Raw genomic sequence first — 18,782 nt, forward strand, 5'->3', positions numbered from 1 at the left:
AACCCAATCGGCCCGGCTTCCCGCTGCCCGTCCCATCGCTGCACCGAGCGCGATCGACAATGCGGACGGATCAGGACGCGGGCACTTCCCACTCGACGACCGTCCCCGGAGCGCCGTCCCGGATGACGGCACGACCGCCGAGTTGCGCGGCCCGGTTGCAGATATTTGCCAGCCCGTGCCCTCGGACGGCGTCCTCGCCGATACCGGTACCGTCGTCGGTCACGCTCAGCGTCAGACGGTCGTCATCAGCGGCAACCATGACGCGGCACGATGTCGCGTGGGCGTGCCGGGCGACGTTGCTCAGTGCCTCGCGGAGCACTGCCTGAAGTTCCGGGCCGGCGTCGTGTCCGGAGAACAGGTCGACCGGCCCGTCCAGGCACACGTCGGGAGTGAAACCGAGCGCGGCGGTGCTGCTCTCGACGATCTCACCGACCGCCGCACTCAAACTCGCGGTGCCGTTCGTCAACGAGGCAGAGCCCATCTGAAGGTCGAAGATGACCGCCCGCAAACCGCGAACGATGCTGTCGGTTTCGTCGATCAGCGGATCGAGATCCGCGGTGAGACGGGGATGCCGTCGGGCCACGGAGGTCAATGCCAGGCCGAGCCCGAACACGCGCTGAATCGTCAGGTCATGCAGATCTGCCGCCATCCGGGTCTGTTCGTCGTGGCGGGTTCGTTCGTGTTCGGCCTGCACGAGTAGCCGATTCTGGGTCAGCAGACTGTTCCTCATCGTGTCGACGGCCCCGCCGATCATCGACACTTCCCTCGGCCCGTCGGTGCCGATCTTTCGTTCGTAGTCGCCTTCGGCCACCGCACTGATATCGGCGACGAGGCGTTCGATCGGCTGGGTCAGCAACCGTCGCGTCAGGTACCCGGAAATAATCGCCGTGCCGACGGCGAGAACGAACGCGACGGCGGTCGCGACGTTCGCCAGGATCTGCGCCGAGCGGACCCGATCCACCTGTTCGGTCACCCGTTCATCCGTCAGGGAGTTGAGTTCCTGGAGCTCCGAGCGCAGCCCGTCGAACAGTTCCTTGCCCGTGGCGGTCATCGCCACGACCTGATCTTGCGCTATCGCGTCGTTCCGACGAGCGGTGATCTCCGGCTCGCTGGCCTGACTGGTCCACGTGTTCGCCGCCTCGACGACCGCGTCCAGCGTCGCGGAAGCCTCGGCGTCGCCGCCGAGCAGCGCGGTCAGGTCCGACAGGGACGCGGCAGCAGCGGACCGGCCTGCGTCGTACGGTTCGAGGAACCTCGGATCACCGGTCAGCACGTATCCACGCTGCCCGGTCTCCTGGTCCACATAGGCGGTCGTCAGATCCGACACGGCACGCTGCGCGGGCAGGAGACGCTCGGAGAGCACGTCCTCGGATGCCCGAACCACCAGCCTCCCGTACACGGAGAACGCGGCGGAAACAGCGAACAGGGCCACGAGGATCCCGATCGCCAGCCACAGCAATGTCCGCAACGACATCCGTCTGGCATTCGCAGTCCGACCCGTCATGGTCAGCCTCTCACCTGTTCCGAACACGGCTTCGGGTGCCTGAACGGCCCATCGCTCCGGATTCCACACTATTGCGCCCGACCCACGCGGCGGAACCACTTGCCGAGTCCGATCGACACCGGATTCCGGGTCAGGCTGGTGGGTGCGCGCTGAGCCAGGTCGCTGCTCTACGCGCGGATGCGCGAGAGAGCCACGCGTCCTGAACGAGTTCCACCAATTCGTGCCGGGACAACTCGCCGACGCGGCTCCCCCGCAACAGCACCGACAGGTGGCCGTCGAAGTGCGAGGTGGTGAAGAACGGTGTCGTGTGATCTCGAACGAGAGCCTGCTTGTCGGCATCGGACGGCACCCAGAACACGATCACGTCGTCATAGCGTTCCCCGGTGTCGGGGTCCGTCGCATCGGGCCGGGGCGTGCGGAAGAATACGAACGACTTACCGCCGACCTGGTAGACGGGGTTGTCGGCGGGGCCGTAGGTGACGGTGACGTGAGGCATGCCGAGAGCCGATTCGTGCACGTCCTCGACCCGTGCCGCCCGCCCACCGGTTCCCATCTCATCACCCTAAGTGCTCACCATCCGCGACGCTTCCGTACGGAGTCTCATGCTGTCGGCTGTTACCGGTCGACGACGAGTGCAACTTCTGTCAGCGGAGCCGAATCAGGCGACATCCCGAACGTCAATCGACGACGAACTGTGTCCGCTCGAAGGACCGCCCCACGCTCCGTTCCCGCTGTCGTCCGACGACGTATCGACCGGGGGCGATGCCGGTGGCTCCGTGCTCGGGGTGAATGAGGTAGGCGGTAACGCGGGTGTCGAGGATGCCGAGCGCGAGGCGCCGCGGGTCGTCGACGGGTGTCGACCACGTGCACATCCCCTCGTCGGCGACGAGACTGTGCGGATTTCCACCGGCCGCGCTGCGCAGCAGCTCCACTCCCGACAGCGGTACGTTCTCCGACCGCGTCCAGTGATTGGGCGTGACGAGCTCGGCGACAATCGAATACGGGATCACGATGAGATCACCCTGGGCCTGCATACCGTCGACGACGGGTACCAACACCTCCTGGTCGAGATAGTCGAAGACGTCGAGGCCGGTGAGGGCCGTGAGATCGGACAGGGTCATGATCGAGTTCATGCGAATCACCTCTGGAGTCCGGGTTTCGGGATTTCAGGTTCGGCGAACGAGACGGGCGTAGTCGGCGCCGTCGAGGCCGTAGGTCCACGCTGCGGCGTCCAACGCGGACGAAATCCGCGTGGGCACATAGATTCCGTATCGTCGCCGACGGCCGTCGCGTTCGGGAGAACCGTTGACGGCGAGCAGGATATGCTCGATGCGGCCCCGGCCGTCCGAAGTTGCGTACAGCTGCAGCGTGTGACCGATGTTGCCGGGATCGTCGACGCGGCCGATCAACGCGAGTCCGGCCGAGTCGATGTAGGTGTCCCATCCGATGCGCTCGATCGCGCATCGGCGGACCTCCACGTTACGTTCGCCGGCGATGCGTTCGACGGTCGGCTCGAGGACGACCCAGTCGGGGACGATCGTCCCGTTCTGCACGAAAAGCGATCGACCGTCCCCGAATTCGAGCGCAGGCGCATCCAGGTGATGCAACCGGTGCTCGTTGTGGACACGGCCCGGTATGGGCTCGGCATGAAGGGCGATGGGACGCTCCGCCATGACGCAGGTGCTGTCGAACGCCCACCACCACCCGGTCGCGCCGGTCAGCGCCGTATGGACGTCGAGCAGCTCGGCATCGACGGAGTGGAACCTGGCGAGCCCGAACCGACGGTACGTGTCGTAGTACGCGACCCGATGCGCTTCTTGCTGTCCGTACCAGCTCACGCCGCCGACGGCGGCGGGCATCAGCGTTCGTATCGCAGCCGCGACGCCGTCGAAAAGGGTCGTGCGCAAAGAGTCCCAGACAGCGGCTCGGATGATGGCGTTGGGGCTGATGCCGACGCGGGCAGAGTGGTCGGGCGGCTGGGCACGTGCGATTTCGATCGCCCGGCGTTCGTTCGGCCAGTCGGATCTCCCCCGGGCGATCAGGGCATCCATACGTTTGCGCGATTCCGAGAGCATGGTTGCCATTCGGGCGGATACGCAGTCGGCTCCGTCGCCGGCGAACGACAGCGTCGTCGCCAACCCCTCGGCGGCGATCAGGTCCGATCCGGCCGGGGGCGACGGCACCCACACGAACTCCGGATCTCGGAATCCTGCTCGCCGATAGAGTGTTTCGACGGCCGATTCGGCCGCGGCGCGGTCTGACGGGCGTGCACACAATCCGTGCCCGAGCCATGCGTCACGCACAGCTCCGACACCGAACATGTATTCGGCGGAGTGATCGGTGTTATCGATGAATGTCGCTCGGTGTCGAGCCTTCGAGCGACGTGGCGTGGCGCTCACGCGTTTGTGGCGGAGTTCGCCTTTCCGATAGTCATAGTGTCTGAGCGTGGCACGCGAATGCCTCGAGCGCAAGACCTCCGGCCGACGCCGCGATCGGTCGAGGCCCCACCGCTCGCCGACCCGGAACCGGCGGGGTGGCCGGAAACCACCCCAGGGGGTCTAACAGGACCGGCCCCTGCGCGCCACGATGGAGGAACCGGAATCGACAACATCCGCACCGACCGCCAGAAAGCACACCATGACGTCGAGCAACTACAGCGCCCCGCCGAACGACGGATCTCGGCATCGCACCGGTCCCGCCGACGCTCTGAAAGGGGAACTCCCGGTGACGGACTCCGTCCTGTCGTACACCGACCACGGGCGGACCGACGAGATGACCCTCATCCCGGACCGCTCCCCGATCGTCATCGGCCGCTCCGCTTACGCCGACCTGTCACTGCCCACCGACCCGGACATCTCGCGCCTGCACGCCACCATCGAACGCATCGGCATCCACTGGACCATCACCGACGACGGCCTCTCCCGCAACGGCACCTTCGTGAACGGCACCCGCCTGCAAGGGCGTCAGACCCTTCACCCCGGAGACGTCATCCAGGTCGGCGAGAGCCTCCTCACCTACCACGGGGAGCCGGGCACGGACTGCGGCATCACCCACATCGGGGACACCGTGGATCCGGACATCGTTCTCACACCTGCCCAGCACACCGTCCTCACGGAGCTGTGCCGGCCGTTCCACGACGGCACCGACCACCCCATCCCGGCCTCGAATCGCCAGATTGCCGATGCCCTGCATTTGAGTACTGAAACCGTCAAGACCCATCTCCGTGCTCTCTTCAGCACATTCCACATCGAGGACCTCCCTCAGAATCAGAAACGTTCGCGACTCGTCACTCTCGCCCTCACCAATGGCGTCCTCGACGCGGCTGCTCCCAGCGACTTCTGAGGGTCCACAGGATTCGGCTCAGCCGCTGGGGGGCGAGTTTCGAGCCCCAGGGTGTGTTTCGACCGCGGGAGGTCCGGCGGATCCTGTTCTTGCACACAACGTCTACCCAACGAGGCATGCATGGATCCGACCTTCGTGATCGTCGGTGGCGCGACAGGCGCCCTCACCGCATACGTCCTGCCGCTCTGGCTGATCAGAAGCGGCCGCGGTCCGCGGCTGGCCGCGAAACGAGAGGTGTCGACGGCGATCGACACCGGCGCGCTGCCACCGGACGCAGACATCTGGTCATGGCGACCACGGCTGGTGGAGAGCCGACAGACGGTCGCCCGCGGTCGCTGGGTGATGCTTGCCGCCGGTCTCCTCATGTCATTCGTCACACTCGCCCATGCCGTCGGCGAGGGCGGCACACTCCTGACGTGGGTGTTCGTGGGGTCGGCCGCCTTGTCACTCGTCGGTGCGTTCGGGATGCATCGTCAGGTGAGACGAGCCGACTCTCTGCTCGCAGCCATCAGCGCAGGACCAACGGCGAGACCGAACTTCGGTGCACGCTGAGTAGACACGCCTCGGAATCGGCGCTCGGCCGTGCGACAACCGGGCGCGAATAGACTGTGCTCGCATGGCCACCCGCCGATCTCGGCGGATACTCGCGGGAGAAGGAGGACGCATTCGGATGCGACGCGTCGTGCGGGCCTTCTGGGGGCCGCGGCCGGAACCGGTCGAAGCGCTGGCGGGGCGATGGCGGCTTACGTTGGAACGAGTCTCGCAGCTGCTACCGGTAGGAGGCGAGTGGCGGCAGGTGCACGCGTCGGAACCGGATACCGCATGTGCGCCGGATGAGCTGACGGCGGTTCTTCTGGTCGCGCAGGATACCGAGGCGTGGTCGGATCGGACGGGGACCGGGTTGCGGTTGGTGTGTACCGGTGAGGCCGGGTGGGCGGTCGAACTCTCCGGCGTGGCCGGAGGCACCCCGCAATTTCTGCTGCAGTCACTGGTGATGACGGTCGAGGCGCCCGAAGATGCCGTCGTCCCCGAATCCGAACTGCTCGCGATGCTCGCGGCGGTGTGGGAACCGGACTTCGGCGACGTGACCGACGACGACATCCTCGACGCTCTCGAAGACGATGCCGGATTCGTCGTCGGCGATCCGGTCGTCGGCCGGTTCGGCTACCTGTGCTCTGCCCGCGCAGTGTTGATACCCGACGGCCTGGAGGCGAGCGGTCCGGCTGTTCCGGACGGCGGCGTGCTTCTGCACATCGCCGCGTCGGGTGAGATCGACACGGTGGTTCGCGTGTACGAGCGGCTGCGGGACGCGGGTGCGCTCGCACCGCTCGCACGACCGCTGGACCGGCCGACGCTGTGAGGTCGAGGCCCACCGCACGTCGGCCGACCACTATTCGCCTTCGGGTGCCGCAGCCCTCGGCTGCTCGGTCTGCTTGGGAGCAGCAGGCACCCATTCCCGCAGTTGCTGCACCACTGTTCCGTAGAAACCGTCCGCCGAGGACGTCACGCTGCTGATGAAACTCGCCGCCGTTCCCGACCTCCGGCCGCCCATCGGGAACGACTGTTCGAGGCAGAAGGACACAATGTCCCCGGACCGGCCGACGGTGAGCACCTTCGGATCGACCCGCACCGCCTCGATGTGCTCGCAAGCCTCGTTCCCCCGCTCGGAGAACACGGCTTCGACCTGGACGTCGCCCGGAACGTCCCTGAGCTGCTTGAGCAGCCACGACACCCGGCGACCGGAGGTCCCCTCGTTCGGTGCCTCCACGGTGGTCCGGCAGCGGATCTTGTTGGTCCGCACATCCGCGATCACCACCAGGTCCCCGGCAGTCTCCGGGATCCGCAGGACGGCCTCGAATACGCCGTCGCCCGCCAACCGCTCGGCGACGGCGGCGTTGCGGGCCGCCGGATCGGTGCTGTGCCGGCGCGGCAGGACGTGTTTGACGGTGACCCCCAACTCGGCGGTCAGGCGCAGCGCGAGATGCCGGGACAGGGACACCCAGGTGTCGGCCACGGTGAGGGCCTTCTCGTCGCCGGCGCGCAGAGTGCCGGCGGTGACCGCGTCGCGGACCGTGACCCAGTGCCTTCCCATGTCGACGAACTCGACCGCCCCGGAACGCGGATGGTCGAGATAACGCAGGAACTCGGCAAGGACCCACGACTGGAGATCATCGTCGATTCCGCCATGGGACAGCAACATCCGCGCCTCGTGCGCCACCTCCGCCCACGACAGGTGCCGTAGGGCGACCTTGGCGAGCTTGCGCCGATCGACCTCCACCGGCAATTCCCCCGCGCTGGCCGGAACGTCGTTCGACAGACTGACCACCACGTCGTACTTCTTCTTCCGAGCCACGTCGAGATAGTTCTCGAGTTGCTCCTTCTTCAGCTTGCCGCTGCCGGTCTTGACCTCGAGCAGACCGGTCCACACCCTGCTGCCGCGGGCGACCTTCAACACGGCGTCGGGAATGACCTTCGTCTCGCCCCGCGCGTACGCCACCTCCACGTACCCCTCGAAGGTGCCCGCGGGAGCCCCCACTCGGGCACACACCGCACGGGCGAACGGACGCACCGCCTGCATCGTCGCGATCAGCGCGGACGTGGCACGCCGCTCCTGCTCCTCACCCGCGCCGACGCCGATGACCGAGAACAACCGGGCCGGCTGCCAGGTGTCCTGTTCGGCGAGGCCGAATACGAGCGGCTTCGACTTCTTCACCACGCGCTTGGTGGTGCGAACACCCCGGGTCGCCGTTTTCCGTGGTGCGGCCGGTGTGGTGGGCAATTCGGGCACCAATTGCGGGGCGTCGCCGGTGGAGCCGGTCGGCACCGCTCCGTCGGAATTCTCACGATCGGACGGGGCGTCGGCGGACTCGGTGAGTTCGGGGTCCGGGTCGTCGGCGATGTCGACTCCGAAGTCCGTGGCCAACCCCGCCAACCCGGACTCCCAGCCCTGCCCGACCGCCCGGACCTTCCAGTCGCCGTTGCGGCGGTACACCTCGCCGAATACGAACGCCGACTCGGTGGTGGCGTCGGCGGTGACGTACTCCGCCAGCGTGTGCCCGGCACCGTCGACGACTCGGAGGGCGAGTTTTCCGAGGTCACCGAACCCGCCGGCAGCGACACTGCCTCCCAGGGCAACGGTGTGCACATCCTCCGGCACGGTGGACAGGTCGATCGCGATCCTCGCCTGCGCACCCTCCTCGGTGCCGCTCGCACCCAGGAACCGAACCGATCCGTCGGTCGACTCCGGCTGGTTGTAGAACACGAAATCGGCGTCGGAGCGTACCTTCCCGTCCACGTTCAGCAGCAATGCCGACGCGTCGACCTCGACGTCCGACTCGGTCCACCCCAGCACCACGTCGATCTGCTCCACATCAGCAGGCAGGGACAGGTTCTGCCCCTTGGACAGCATCGGAAACTCCACCAGAACCACCTTCGTTCGATCCGGAACCGCAACGACCTGTCGGCCGGACACCACCCGTGCCGACAACCGATGTCCGTCGCATCAACTGCGCATACTAATCGGTTCGTTTCGCCCACGGACACCACCTGGCAAACATCATGTCGCCGCGGACACCCACGGCGTCGGCGGGACGGCAACCTTCCCCGGTTCACTGTCAGCTGCGTGAATGACATTGCAAACCAGCCGAAATGAGCCCGAGCCGATGACGGCCGCACACCAGCGCGCTCAGCGGCCACGGCCACGTCTGTCGATGATGCACTCCCGCCAGCTATCACGTCGACCGGAGCGGAGATCCGTCGCGTGCCCGACCAATGGGAGTACCGAATGTCGATCGGTGAGCGCGTGCCCGACGTGTCATGCCAGGGGTACCGCGCCCGAGCCCGTAGTCGTTCCGTGCCGAGCCGCACTCATGAAACCAACCAGTAAGATTGCACCGTGGACAGTGTCTGGCCACTTATTGGCAGGGATCAGGAACTGCGGCGCATCTGGGCGACGATCGAAGGCTCCGGTGATGACTCCGGGGTTCTTGTGGCGGGCGGGGTCGGTGTCGGCAAGACTCGCTTGGCAAGTGCCGCCGTCGCCATACTTGCCAAACGGCACGCCGTCCGGTGGGTCACCGCCACGGCCTCGACCCGAACACTTCCCTTGGGAGCGTTTGCGCAATGGGCACCGATCTCGCAGGCCGACCCGATGAAAGTCCTCCATACGGTCATCGAGGCGCTCACTGCCGGCGACAAACCCGTAGTCGTGGCCGTCGACGACGTTCACCTGCTCGACGACCTGTCGGTCGTCGTCATCCAGCAACTCGTGCAGCGCGGCCTCGCCAGGGTCGTGCTCACTCTCCGCAGCACAGAACCTGCCCCCGACACGATCACCACCCTCTGGAAAGACGGGTTCCTCAATCGGCTCGATTTGGATCCCTTGCGCGAGAACGACACTGAACGCTTGCTTTCGACAGTTCTCGCTGGGCCCGTCGCCCCCGCAACGGCGGCGGAACTGTGGAACCTGACCCGGGGCAATGTGCTGTTCCTGCGGCATCTCGTTTGTCAGGAACGAGACGCAGGACGGCTCGTGAGTGACGTCGGCACCTGGCGGTGGAGCGGTGAACCCGTCGTCTCACCCACCCTCGCCAAACTCATTACCGGCCAGCTTGGTTCACTGACCGATGACACGGCAGAAGTTCTCGACTACCTCGCGATCGGCGAACCCGTTGACGGCACGGTGTTGGAGATGCTCACCAGCCCGCATGCCGTCAAGGAAGTGCATTCCCGCGGCCTCATCGACATGACCAGCGACAACGGCGATATCGCCGTCCGCCTCAGCCACCCCCTCTACGGTGAAGTCCGTCGCAGCACTGGCAACCTCCTACAACTTCGCCGCCTGCGCGGTCGTCTCGCAACCGCTCTTTCCACCCGCGCTGATCCGACCCCAGCAGCATTGTTGCGACGGGCATCGCTGACGCTCGAATCCGAACTGCCGTCCGACCTGGAGCTTTACCTCGTCGCCACTGCCACCGCACTACGGCTCCACGATGCTCCCCTCGCCCTTCGTTTCGCGGACGCCGGACATATATCCGACAGCGGCTTTCAAGCCGCGATGCTGCACTACTGGGTGCTCACCAATGTCGGTCGGGCCCAGGATGCATTTGCCCTGCTCGAGGCGCTCGATCAGAACACGCTGACGATCGAGGAGCGACAGCGACTGTCCGTCATGCGAGTCGGCACTCTCTGCTGGAGCCTCGGCGATCCCGAACAGGCGAGGCGAGAACTGGCAATCGCCAAGCAAGCGCCCGAGAGCCACGAGTCACCCGAGCTAGCCGCGTTCGAAGTACTCCTCGAGTCGGTGCAAGGCCGACCCGAACACGCGATCGCCGCAGGAAACGTGCTGTATCAGGCTGCACCGAGCGATATGGCGTTCGTGCTCACCTCCTGCGCCCTGGTCATTGCCCACGGTTACTCGGGAAATGCAGCCAACGTTTTTCCGTTGACCGAGCGGGCCTCCGCTTTGGTCGCCACATCCAGTGATGCTTCCGCGCTGGAGTACGGGATCGTCTACTTCCACATCGAAGCGATGTTCATCGCGGGGTACCTTCAGGCCGCGGAACAAGTCATGACCCAGTTTGTCGAGTATGCCGCGAACACTCCCGGCACAATCGGATTGTTTGTCTCATTGCTCCACAGCTACGTCGACCTGTCCCGAGGTCGCCTGAGCGCTGCGCTGGAGGTTCTGAACAGGGCGGATCGCGAATTCCGTACCACCACGTACGACAGATCGGCTGTCGTCAGCTGCCGGATCTACCTGATTCTCGCGTTGTCGCATCGCGGGGACGGAAAACGCGCAGCGGAGCTGGTGCGCGATCTCGACACGCTGAATCCTTACGGCTTCCTCCGATCAGCGTGCACCCTCGCCAAAGCATGGGCGGCGGCGGCCCAGGACATGATCGCCGATGCAATCCGCCTCGCCCGGAAGGCGGCCGCGATCGCGGCCGATCGCGGCCACTTCGGCCAAGAACTCATGTGCCTGCAAGCCGGATCGCAATTCGGCGATCGCACCACAGCGCACCGGCTGAACGAGCTCACCGCCCTCGTCGACGGACCACGTGTCCACGCCGCTGCACTGCATGCCAACGGCCTGAACAGCGTCAACGGCGAAACGCTCGCCGAAGCGTCACGACGGTACGAAGAAATCGGTGACCTCGTCGCAGCGACCGATGCCTCCGCCCAAGCCGGAACTCTCTTCCGCGAACAGCAACATCACGGTTCCGCATTGACAGCCATCGAACGTGCCAGGACGCTGGCAGGCACCCACCGCGGACTCGACACTCCCGCACTGCGCCGGGCGACAGAAACCAAACCACTCACGAGGCGGCAACGCGAAGTCGTCGCCCTCGTCTCCCAGGGCTTCACCAACAAAGAGATCGCCGAACGCCTCGGAGTCTCCATCCGCACAGTCGAAGGCCACCGTTACCACGCCAGACTGCGCTGATCGCGCGTCGCCGCAGCAACCAGAAAAATCGCGTAGTCGACTACGCGGTTCAGATCCGCTACTGAGCGTGATGATGATCGCTGTCCCATGCAACTCGAGAAGCGCTTCGAGGCGATGGGCCGGCCCAGCCCCCGGATGGTGCGTCCGGACTGCAGTTCGAAGCGTCCTCATGGAGGAGTAACCATGAACAGCGACAAGCACCTCAAGCACCTCGGCGAGCTGGCGGTGGCAGTGGGCATAGGGCTTGCGGTCGCGCCTGCCGGCACGGCGGTAGCAGCACCGTCCGTCGGCGACTCGTCCACGTCGTCGAGTTCCGACTCCTCCGACCAAACATCGTCCGACGGGAGAGCCGCGGATCGATCCACGGACGGGGCCTCTTCGGACAGGACGTCATCCGGCACATCGCGTACGGACTCGGATTCGTCGAGCGACGGATCGCGGTCGTCGACGACCGGCGACTCGACCACGGATTCGCAATCCACGTCCGGCACGGATTCGCAATCCACGTCCGGCACCGATACCCAATCCACAACGGACACCGAATCCACATCAGCCACCTCGAGCGACGACGTGAACGGGTCCGGCGCGACGACACCCGACATCTCGTCGACTGTGAACGACGGAAGCATGCCGGACTCGGGCACGACAGCAGGCGAGTCCGAGCAGGCCGGATCGAGTTCTGATGCCACGGCACCGACAGCGATCGACGCGTCCGGTGCCGCGATCGCGCCGGCCGACCGGCCCCAGGAACGAGCGGACACCGAACTGTCGGATTCGCCCGCGTCACCGGCCCCCGTCCAGGGTCACGACAGCGCACCCCAGGGCAGCGACCCTGCGCCGACCCCCCCGACCACCCCGGTAACGGGCAGCTCCGGCGCGGCACTCGACCCCATCATGGCGGAGGACCCGGCAGCCCGCGGACCCGTCCCGAACGCGCCGGCAGCGATTCAGGACGCAGTTCCAGCGACGGCGTCGGCTCCCGAAATCACCACGATCGACGGGGCGACGGCCCTGACAGGCATAGCGTCCGACACCAAAGCCGATGCGTCGCAGGTCGTGACGCAGGCATTGGCCCCGTCCCTCCCCACTGCGGCGGTGGACGTCGCATCGAGTGTCGTGTCGAAGGTGCTCGGCGCCCTCGGGCTGCGTCCGTTCCTGTCGAATGACCCACAGGTACCGATCGAGTCGCCGACGTTCTGGGCGCTGGCCGCGGCATGGTGCCGTCGACAGGAGAAGGTGTTCACCGCCGACGCGAACCCGACGCTGGCTGCCGCCCCCGTTACGACCAGCGAGCCGATCGAATCGGTCGCCGTCACAAGCACCGCATCCACACTCACGAGCACCGCATCCACCGGCACCAGCTCCACATCGACTGCTGGGCCGACCGTCGGTGCGCCCGACCGCAGTACCGGCGTGGTTCTCGGCTCGATCAACACGTCCGGAGACCAACTCGGCTACACGGTCACCGGACAGCCGAGCCGCGGAACGGTCACCGTCGACGAGACCGGCGGCTTCAGGTACACCCCCACCCAGGCAGCGCGCCAGGTGGCCGCCCTGGACCCGAGCGCCGATTACACCTCGTTCGACTCGTTCACCGTCACCCCGACCTCCGGGCAGACCAGCACCCCGGTGACCGTGCAGGTGCCGGTGTCGGCGGCCCGGATGCAGGTCGCGCAGTCCACCACCGTCGGGTCCAACCCGTCCGGTGCGGTGTTCACCGGCACCAGAACCTATGTGGCAAACCAGGGTTCGAAGAGCGTCTCCGTGCTCGACACAAACGACACCGTCGTCGGCACGGTGACCGTCGGCACCTCGCCGACCGGCGTCGCGGCCAACCCGGCCGGGACCCGGGTGTATGTGACCAACAGCGGCAGCGGAAACGTGTCGGTGATCGACACCGCCACCAACACCGTCGTCGCCACCGTCAAGACCGGCACCACACCCAGCGCCGTCGCCGTCAATCCCGCCGGCACCCGCGCGTATGTCACCAACAGCGGCAGCGGCACCGTGTCGGTGATCAACACCGCCACCAACACCGTCGTCGGATCCCCCATCAAGGTCGGCATCACACCGAATGCTGTCGCCGTGAGCCCCGACGGCACCCGTGTATATGTCACCAACCGCAGCAGCAACACGGTGTCGGTGATCAACACCGCCACCAACACCGTCGTCGCCACCATCAGAACCGGCACCACACCCAACGCCGTCGCGGTCAACCCCACCGGCACCCGCGCGTACGTCACCAACCGCGCCAACAACACCGTCTCGGTCATCGACACTGCCACCAACAGCGTCGTAACCACCGTCGCCGTCGGTTCCCAGCCGACCGCCGTACGCGTCTCCCCCGACGGAAGCGCGGCCTATGTCGTCTCCAATCCGGACAGGCTGACCGTCATCGACGCACGCACCAACACCGTTGTGTCCACACTCTCCATCGACTCGCCTACCGAGTCCGGCGACCACTCCATCGCGCTGAGTGCCGATGGTTCCCGAATGCTCGTCACCGATGCGACGGACGGGCGGGTGCGGGCCGTGACGCTCACCCACGTGAACTCCGAACCCACAATGAGCTGGACAGCCGACGCACCTCGGCCGTCCGACGGCGCCGTCGTCGTCACCCTCGTCGACCCCAGAGACCCCGACGGGGACCCGCTGACCTTCACGAACACCGCACCCGGGTCCGGATCGGTCGTCTCCGACGGCATGACATTCACCTACACCCCGACCGCCGCCGCCCGCGACCTCGCCTTGCAAACACCGGGAGAGGACGCCGACCATTTCACCATCGCCCTTGCCGACGGCCAGGCCGTGACGAACATCGTTGTCACCGTTGCCATCTCGCCGACCGAGGTCCCGGATATCCTCGAGGTCGAGTCGACCACCATTGCGGTCGGAAGCGGTCCGACCGGCGTGGTGACGGCCGAGGACCGCATCTACGTCGTCAGCGACGAGGGCTTCGTCCGGGTGATCGATCCCGAGACCAACACGGTCGTCGGTGCGCCGATCGAGGTCGACTGGGCGTCGTCGAACATCGCGGCCACCTCGACGTCGGTGTACGTCAACAGCCCCTATACCGGCGCCATCTCGGTGATCGACACGAGCACCGGCACCGTCGTCGACACGATCTGGGTTGACCCCGCCCCCGATTACCAGGGCTATTCCCTGGCTCAGGAGTTGGCCGTCAGTCCCGACGGGACACGCCTCTACGCCAGCGGTGAGGACGGCACGGTGTCGGTCATCGACACCGCCACGAACACCGTGATCGCCTCCCAGCTGCTCGGCTCCTACAGCAGCCTGGAAGTCAGTGCGGACGGCCGCTACCTGTACGGCACGAGCGGCGCCACCGTCAGTGTCATCGACACCGCCTCCCTGACCAGGACCGCGGAGATCACCGTCGGTCCCGAATGGGACCTCACCAGGACGAGCAGCGAATTCGCCGACGTTTCGCACAGCGTCACCGTCGTGAACGGGAACCGGCTGTACGTCACCCACCACGTCAGCACCGTGGAACGCGCCACCGGCAGCTTCTCCAACGGACAGTTCATCACCGACAGCCAGGGCCGCCTGTGGCGCGTGACGGGCGGATACGGACTCGTCAGCGTGATCGACATCGATCCGGCGAGTGCCACCTACGGCAGCACGTTGGATACCGTGCGACTGACCGGTGACGCGCAGGACCTGGCGCTGAGCCCCGACGGCGGCCGGGCGTTCGTCACCGCCGGTGACGGGCGCACCATTGCGGTGATCGACACCGCCACGAACACCGTCGTCGGGACGTTCGTAACCGACGGGGAGGGCGCGGTCACCGGGCCCTACGGTCCGTTGCGGACGGTGTCGATCTCGAGCGACACGCTGTACGTCACCGACTACAACGACGGCGCGATGTATGCAGTCACCGGCGCACTGGACGGCGCACCCGCCGCTGTGCTGACCTGACCGAACCGGCACGCCGGATGACGCGAACGGCCCCACTCCCCGATGACTTCGCCGGCCACTGCTCGTAGGAGGTGCTTGAAATTACCTCACCAGATCAACGTTTCGCCGCCCACGCGGATGCGTCCGAAGAACCGTCGTCCGATATGTGCGCCGTAGTGGTTGTATCCGTCCATGAGTTTCGCCAGCTCGCCGGCCAGGGCTCGAAGTGCCGGGCTGACGGCCTCGACGCCGCCTGCCGATATCCATCCCCAATCCGCCGGGACGTCGTTGATTGTGATGACGATCCCGGCATCGTGCGGTGTCTCGACGGTATAGGTGATTCCCGGAGGGGCATCGCCGATCGGATCGGGCGCCGCGAGCTGCCCGGGCAGAGTGGGTGTCGAGAACACCACCCGCGCGAGCGCGATGTCGTCGCGGATCTCGTCCGCGATGCGCGACAGACCCGCATGGCGACCGACACGGTCGTGCCTCGCGCCGTACGTACGGTCACTTGTGTCGTACCGGCTACGCGACTTACTCAGGATCCGGTCGAGCATTCGCTGCGCCGCTGCCCGTTCGGTGTCACCGGTACGCGGATGCTCGATCAGAGTTCGCAGGCGTGTGATTCGAAGACTAGCGTCGGCCACACATGCAGGGTAGCGCTCCGCACGTCCCCACTCCGCCCGCAACTACGGGAATCCAGCTGTTTCGGTTGGGTGTGCGAGCGGAACCGTCCCGTCAATCTCGATAGGTAGCCGGAGGTGGGCCTGCGATCGGCCCGAGCGAACCGGCGATCCACCGGTCGTAGAGGCGCATCCACGTTCCGTCCGACCGCATGCGGTCGAGAGTGCCGTTGACGAACCTGATCAGGTCGTCCTTGTACTTGTTGACGGCGAGCCCCCAGTGCTCCTCGCCCTCCATCGGTGGTCCCACGATCTGAAAATGCGGGTCCTGGGACACGAGGCCGGCCAGGAGCGCGTCGGAGGTGCTGGTCGCGTCGGCCTGCCGTTTCTGCATGGTGACGAGGCAGTCGTCCCAATCGGGGACGGCGACGATCGTGGCCTCCGGCGCGACTCGTTGGACCGTGGGGAGAGACGTGGTGTCGACGAAGGTGCAGACCCGCTTTCCGGCCAGGTCCGCCGGCCCCGTGATGTCGGAACCCCGCGGGACCAGAATTCGCTGAAATGCGCGAAAGTACTCGGTGGAGAAGCCGACGCGTCGGGCGCGTTCGCACGTGATCGCCGTGGCGTGAACGACGACGTCGACGTCGTTCTGCTCGAGTGCCGAGAACCGGCCGGCCGAGGTGAGCAGCCGGAATTCGACTTTTGCCGGGTCGCCGAAGATGTCCTTGGTGATCTCCTTCGCCACGTCGATGTCGAAGCCCTGCAGGGTGCCCGTGGTCGGGTCGCGGAAGCTGAACGGGTTCGTGTTCTGGTCGACACCGACGATCAACCGTCCGCGCGACGCGATCTCGGCAAGTGCCCCACCGGGTGGCATCTGCCCCGGCGGCGGCTGCGGGCCGGGCCGTAGGCTCGCAAGCGCTCCGCACGACTCGGGGGACGGTCCTTCAGGCGGCGGATTGTTCGTGGGCGGAATGATCTGTGCGCCGTTCGTCATCGGCCGGGTGGTGTAGGTGCCTGAGACCGTCGGGGTGAGAGGGTCGGGTGCCGCGCAGCCGGCGAGGACGACGACAGCGACAATCCCGACGAGGTACCGAATCCAGGGCCTCGCCCCCTGTCTCGATTTCCGCACTTGTGTCATCAGTGGTACTCGTTCAGTCGCGGCCAGATACCCCCGCCGACGGCGAATCCGCAGGACACGCCAATAATCATGCTACCGATCGCCAGGGACGACATCGACCGGTAGGCGTCGGTCACAGCGGCTGCCTCGTCGTCGCGTAGTCGGTCGATCGCGTCCCGGAGGGCCGCGTCCATGACCGCGAACTTCGCCGCCGACGTACCGGAGCCGGACCCGGCGGCGATCGCCGCGGCGGTCGGGTAGTCACCGCGCTCGAGGGCGATCTCGATGTCCCGGTGCGCGGCCAGCCAGCCCTCGCGCGCCGTCTCGGCGTCCCGGAGGTCGTCCGCGGCCACGTCACCGTGTGCGCTGTCGAGCTGCCGGGTCAGCTCGTCGGACAACGCCTGGGAGTGCCGCGTGTAGTCGACCTCCGATTGGGTGTCGGCCCCACGTTGCAGCAGGGCGAGGGTCTCGTCGGCGCGGGCCTGCTGCGCCAGGATACGAGCACGGGCAACAGTGTTGATGGGTTGCGTTCCTTCGGTTCTCGCGTGTTCGCTCGCCGACGTCGACACCAGGCTTCCGGCGATCAGCCAGATCAGGAGTCCCGCCATGAGGAGCGACGCTACCGCGAGGCCGGGGTTGAACCGGCGCTTGCTCTTCCGGACGAGATACAACTGGGCGAGAACGAGCGCGACGAGGGCGGCTGCGGTCACCGTGAACGCGGCCGCGGGCAGTTGGGCCGTGTGCGTCTGGGTCTCGGCGACCGCCTCGGCCTGACGGACGTAGAGCTGCTCCGCCAGCGGGAGGATGGTGTCCTGCATGAGCGCGGAGGCATCGGACAGATATGCCACCCCGACCGGGTTTCCGGCCCGATCGTTCGCCTGAGCAGTGGCGACGAGGTTGAAGTACTCGGCGAGGTTGCGCACGACGTCCGACAACAGTGCCAGCGATTCGGCATCCTGTGAGGACACCCCGTTGGTCGCCGTGACCAGGGCGTTCGACGCGTCCCCCACCGCCTGGGTGAACTGCTCCGCGCCGGTACTCGCCCCGCCACCGGAGATGAAGGACGTAGTCGCGGCGGCATCGGCGATCGACAGCGAGCTGTAGAGGGCCTGGGCGGCATTCGCCAGTGGCTCGGTGTGGGTCCGCAATACCTCGACCCGCTGTTGCCGCGCGCCGACCGCCGCCGAGGTGATCACGCCGGCGGCGATGACGACGGCGATGAGCGCGACCCCCAGCACGGTCAGCCGTCCGGGCGTCGACGTGAGGAATTCGACCCACGGTCGGCGGCCTTCGGGCTCGACGAGCAGGCCCTCGTCGAGCGTCGGGGTTTCTATGGCGACGTGATCGCCGCGGTGGAACATCCGGCCCTCCTGCACCGCCCCCGCGGTTCCGGTGGAGCACCGATCCGGGCGGCATGGCTGAGTCCAGTGTGCACCGAAGGGGGTGGTCGCCGGACCGAGACGGGACGCACCCCGTCAAACACCGAGTAGCAGAACTCCCGTCACGAGCAGAGCAACGACCTTCGCCACTTCCAGGCCGATGTAGACGTAGTGCGCGTGAGAACGCGGGACGTCCTCGCCGGCGAGGACGCGGTCGGACCGACGCGTCAACCGGGGCCGGACCCCGGCCAACTGGACCACGAGCACGCCGACCGCGGTCGCCCCCGCGACCACAACCCGGGCAGGCGGCCCCTCGATGAGGAGTACGGCGACGAGCAGCGCCGCCCACACCATCTCGGCGACATTGAGCGCCCGGAATACGAGCCGGCCGATCCCCGATCCCCAGTCCGAGGGGCACCGTCACGCCAGGTGCGCGGAACTTCAGCGGCGCCTCGAG

The 18,782-nt window shown here is 66.6% G+C and carries 13 protein-coding genes and 2 pseudogenes; 5 read left to right on the forward strand and 10 right to left on the reverse strand.

Annotation, left to right across the window (positions count from 1 at the left end; all coding sequences use genetic code 11):
• Positions 1-70: 70 nt before the first annotated feature.
• The 4 genes from ROP_RS01675 to ROP_RS01690 form a co-directional block, all read right to left on the reverse strand.
• Complete coding sequence (locus ROP_RS01675; protein ID WP_231868842.1) at positions 71-1,474, reverse strand: sensor histidine kinase; 1,404 nt, start codon at positions 1,472-1,474, stop codon at positions 71-73.
• Between the two features lie 160 nt (positions 1,475-1,634).
• The gene (locus ROP_RS01680; RefSeq protein ID WP_012687614.1) at positions 1,635-2,057 is read right to left on the reverse strand and encodes an MmcQ/YjbR family DNA-binding protein; all 423 of its coding nucleotides are present in this window, start codon (positions 2,055-2,057) and stop codon (positions 1,635-1,637) included.
• Between the two features lie 124 nt (positions 2,058-2,181).
• On the reverse strand, positions 2,182-2,637 hold the full coding sequence (locus ROP_RS01685; RefSeq protein ID WP_012687615.1) for a hypothetical protein: 456 nt from the start codon (positions 2,635-2,637) through the stop codon (positions 2,182-2,184).
• A 33-nt stretch (positions 2,638-2,670) separates the two neighbouring features.
• Positions 2,671-3,903 carry a DUF6745 domain-containing protein gene (locus tag ROP_RS01690; RefSeq protein ID WP_012687616.1) on the reverse strand — a complete coding sequence of 411 codons (1,233 nt, stop codon included), beginning with the start codon at positions 3,901-3,903 and terminating at the stop codon, positions 2,671-2,673.
• Positions 3,904-4,141: 238 nt separating this feature from the next.
• On the opposite strand from ROP_RS01690, the gene ROP_RS01695 reads away from it, so the two are divergent.
• From ROP_RS01695 to ROP_RS01705, 3 genes are all read left to right on the forward strand, one after another.
• Entirely contained in the window at positions 4,142-4,846 is a 705-nt protein-coding gene (locus tag ROP_RS01695) for an FHA domain-containing protein (protein ID WP_012687617.1), read from the forward strand.
• 120 nt (positions 4,847-4,966) lie between these two features.
• Entirely contained in the window at positions 4,967-5,398 is a 432-nt protein-coding gene (locus ROP_RS01700; RefSeq protein WP_012687618.1) for a hypothetical protein, read from the forward strand.
• A gap of 118 nt (positions 5,399-5,516) precedes the next feature.
• Positions 5,517-6,206 (forward strand): hypothetical protein, encoded by a 690-nt coding sequence (locus ROP_RS01705; RefSeq protein ID WP_012687619.1) that lies wholly within the window; start codon positions 5,517-5,519, stop codon positions 6,204-6,206.
• 30 nt (positions 6,207-6,236) lie between these two features.
• On the opposite strand, the gene ROP_RS01710 is transcribed toward ROP_RS01705, so the two are convergent.
• Positions 6,237-8,267, reverse strand: coding sequence for a TerD family protein (locus ROP_RS01710; protein ID WP_012687620.1), 2,031 nt, complete (start codon positions 8,265-8,267; stop codon positions 6,237-6,239).
• A gap of 474 nt (positions 8,268-8,741) precedes the next feature.
• Here ROP_RS01710 and ROP_RS01715 point away from each other — a divergent pair, with 474 nt between their 5' ends.
• Complete coding sequence (locus tag ROP_RS01715; RefSeq protein WP_012687621.1) at positions 8,742-11,291, forward strand: LuxR family transcriptional regulator; 2,550 nt, start codon at positions 8,742-8,744, stop codon at positions 11,289-11,291.
• Positions 11,292-11,458: 167 nt separating this feature from the next.
• On the opposite strand, the gene ROP_RS43940 is transcribed toward ROP_RS01715, so the two are convergent.
• Complete coding sequence (locus ROP_RS43940) at positions 11,459-11,935, reverse strand: hypothetical protein (RefSeq protein WP_231868844.1); 477 nt, start codon at positions 11,933-11,935, stop codon at positions 11,459-11,461.
• Here ROP_RS43940 and ROP_RS01720 point away from each other — a divergent pair.
• The gene (locus tag ROP_RS01720) at positions 11,919-15,227 is read left to right on the forward strand and encodes a VCBS domain-containing protein (RefSeq protein ID WP_231868845.1); all 3,309 of its coding nucleotides are present in this window, start codon (positions 11,919-11,921) and stop codon (positions 15,225-15,227) included. The two genes, ROP_RS43940 and ROP_RS01720, sit on opposite strands and share 17 nt — an antisense overlap.
• 86 nt (positions 15,228-15,313) lie before the next feature.
• Here ROP_RS01720 and ROP_RS01725 read toward each other — a convergent pair whose 3' ends face one another.
• The 4 genes and pseudogenes from ROP_RS01725 to ROP_RS01740 all read right to left on the reverse strand — a co-directional run.
• Entirely contained in the window at positions 15,314-15,853 is a 540-nt protein-coding gene (locus tag ROP_RS01725) for a hypothetical protein (RefSeq protein ID WP_012687623.1), read from the reverse strand.
• 91 nt (positions 15,854-15,944) lie between these two features.
• On the reverse strand, positions 15,945-16,967 hold the full coding sequence (locus ROP_RS01730) for a glutamate ABC transporter substrate-binding protein (protein ID WP_012687624.1): 1,023 nt from the start codon (positions 16,965-16,967) through the stop codon (positions 15,945-15,947).
• Positions 16,967-18,381: pseudogene (locus ROP_RS01735) on the reverse strand (hypothetical protein). Before ROP_RS01735 ends, ROP_RS01730 begins: the two are co-directional and overlap by 1 nt.
• Positions 18,382-18,421: 40 nt before the next feature.
• Positions 18,422-18,782 (reverse strand): annotated as a pseudogene (locus ROP_RS01740) (hypothetical protein); the annotation flags it as partial.

This window comes from Rhodococcus opacus B4 (assembly GCF_000010805.1).
GTDB lineage: Bacteria > Actinomycetota > Actinomycetes > Mycobacteriales > Mycobacteriaceae > Rhodococcus_F > Rhodococcus_F opacus_C.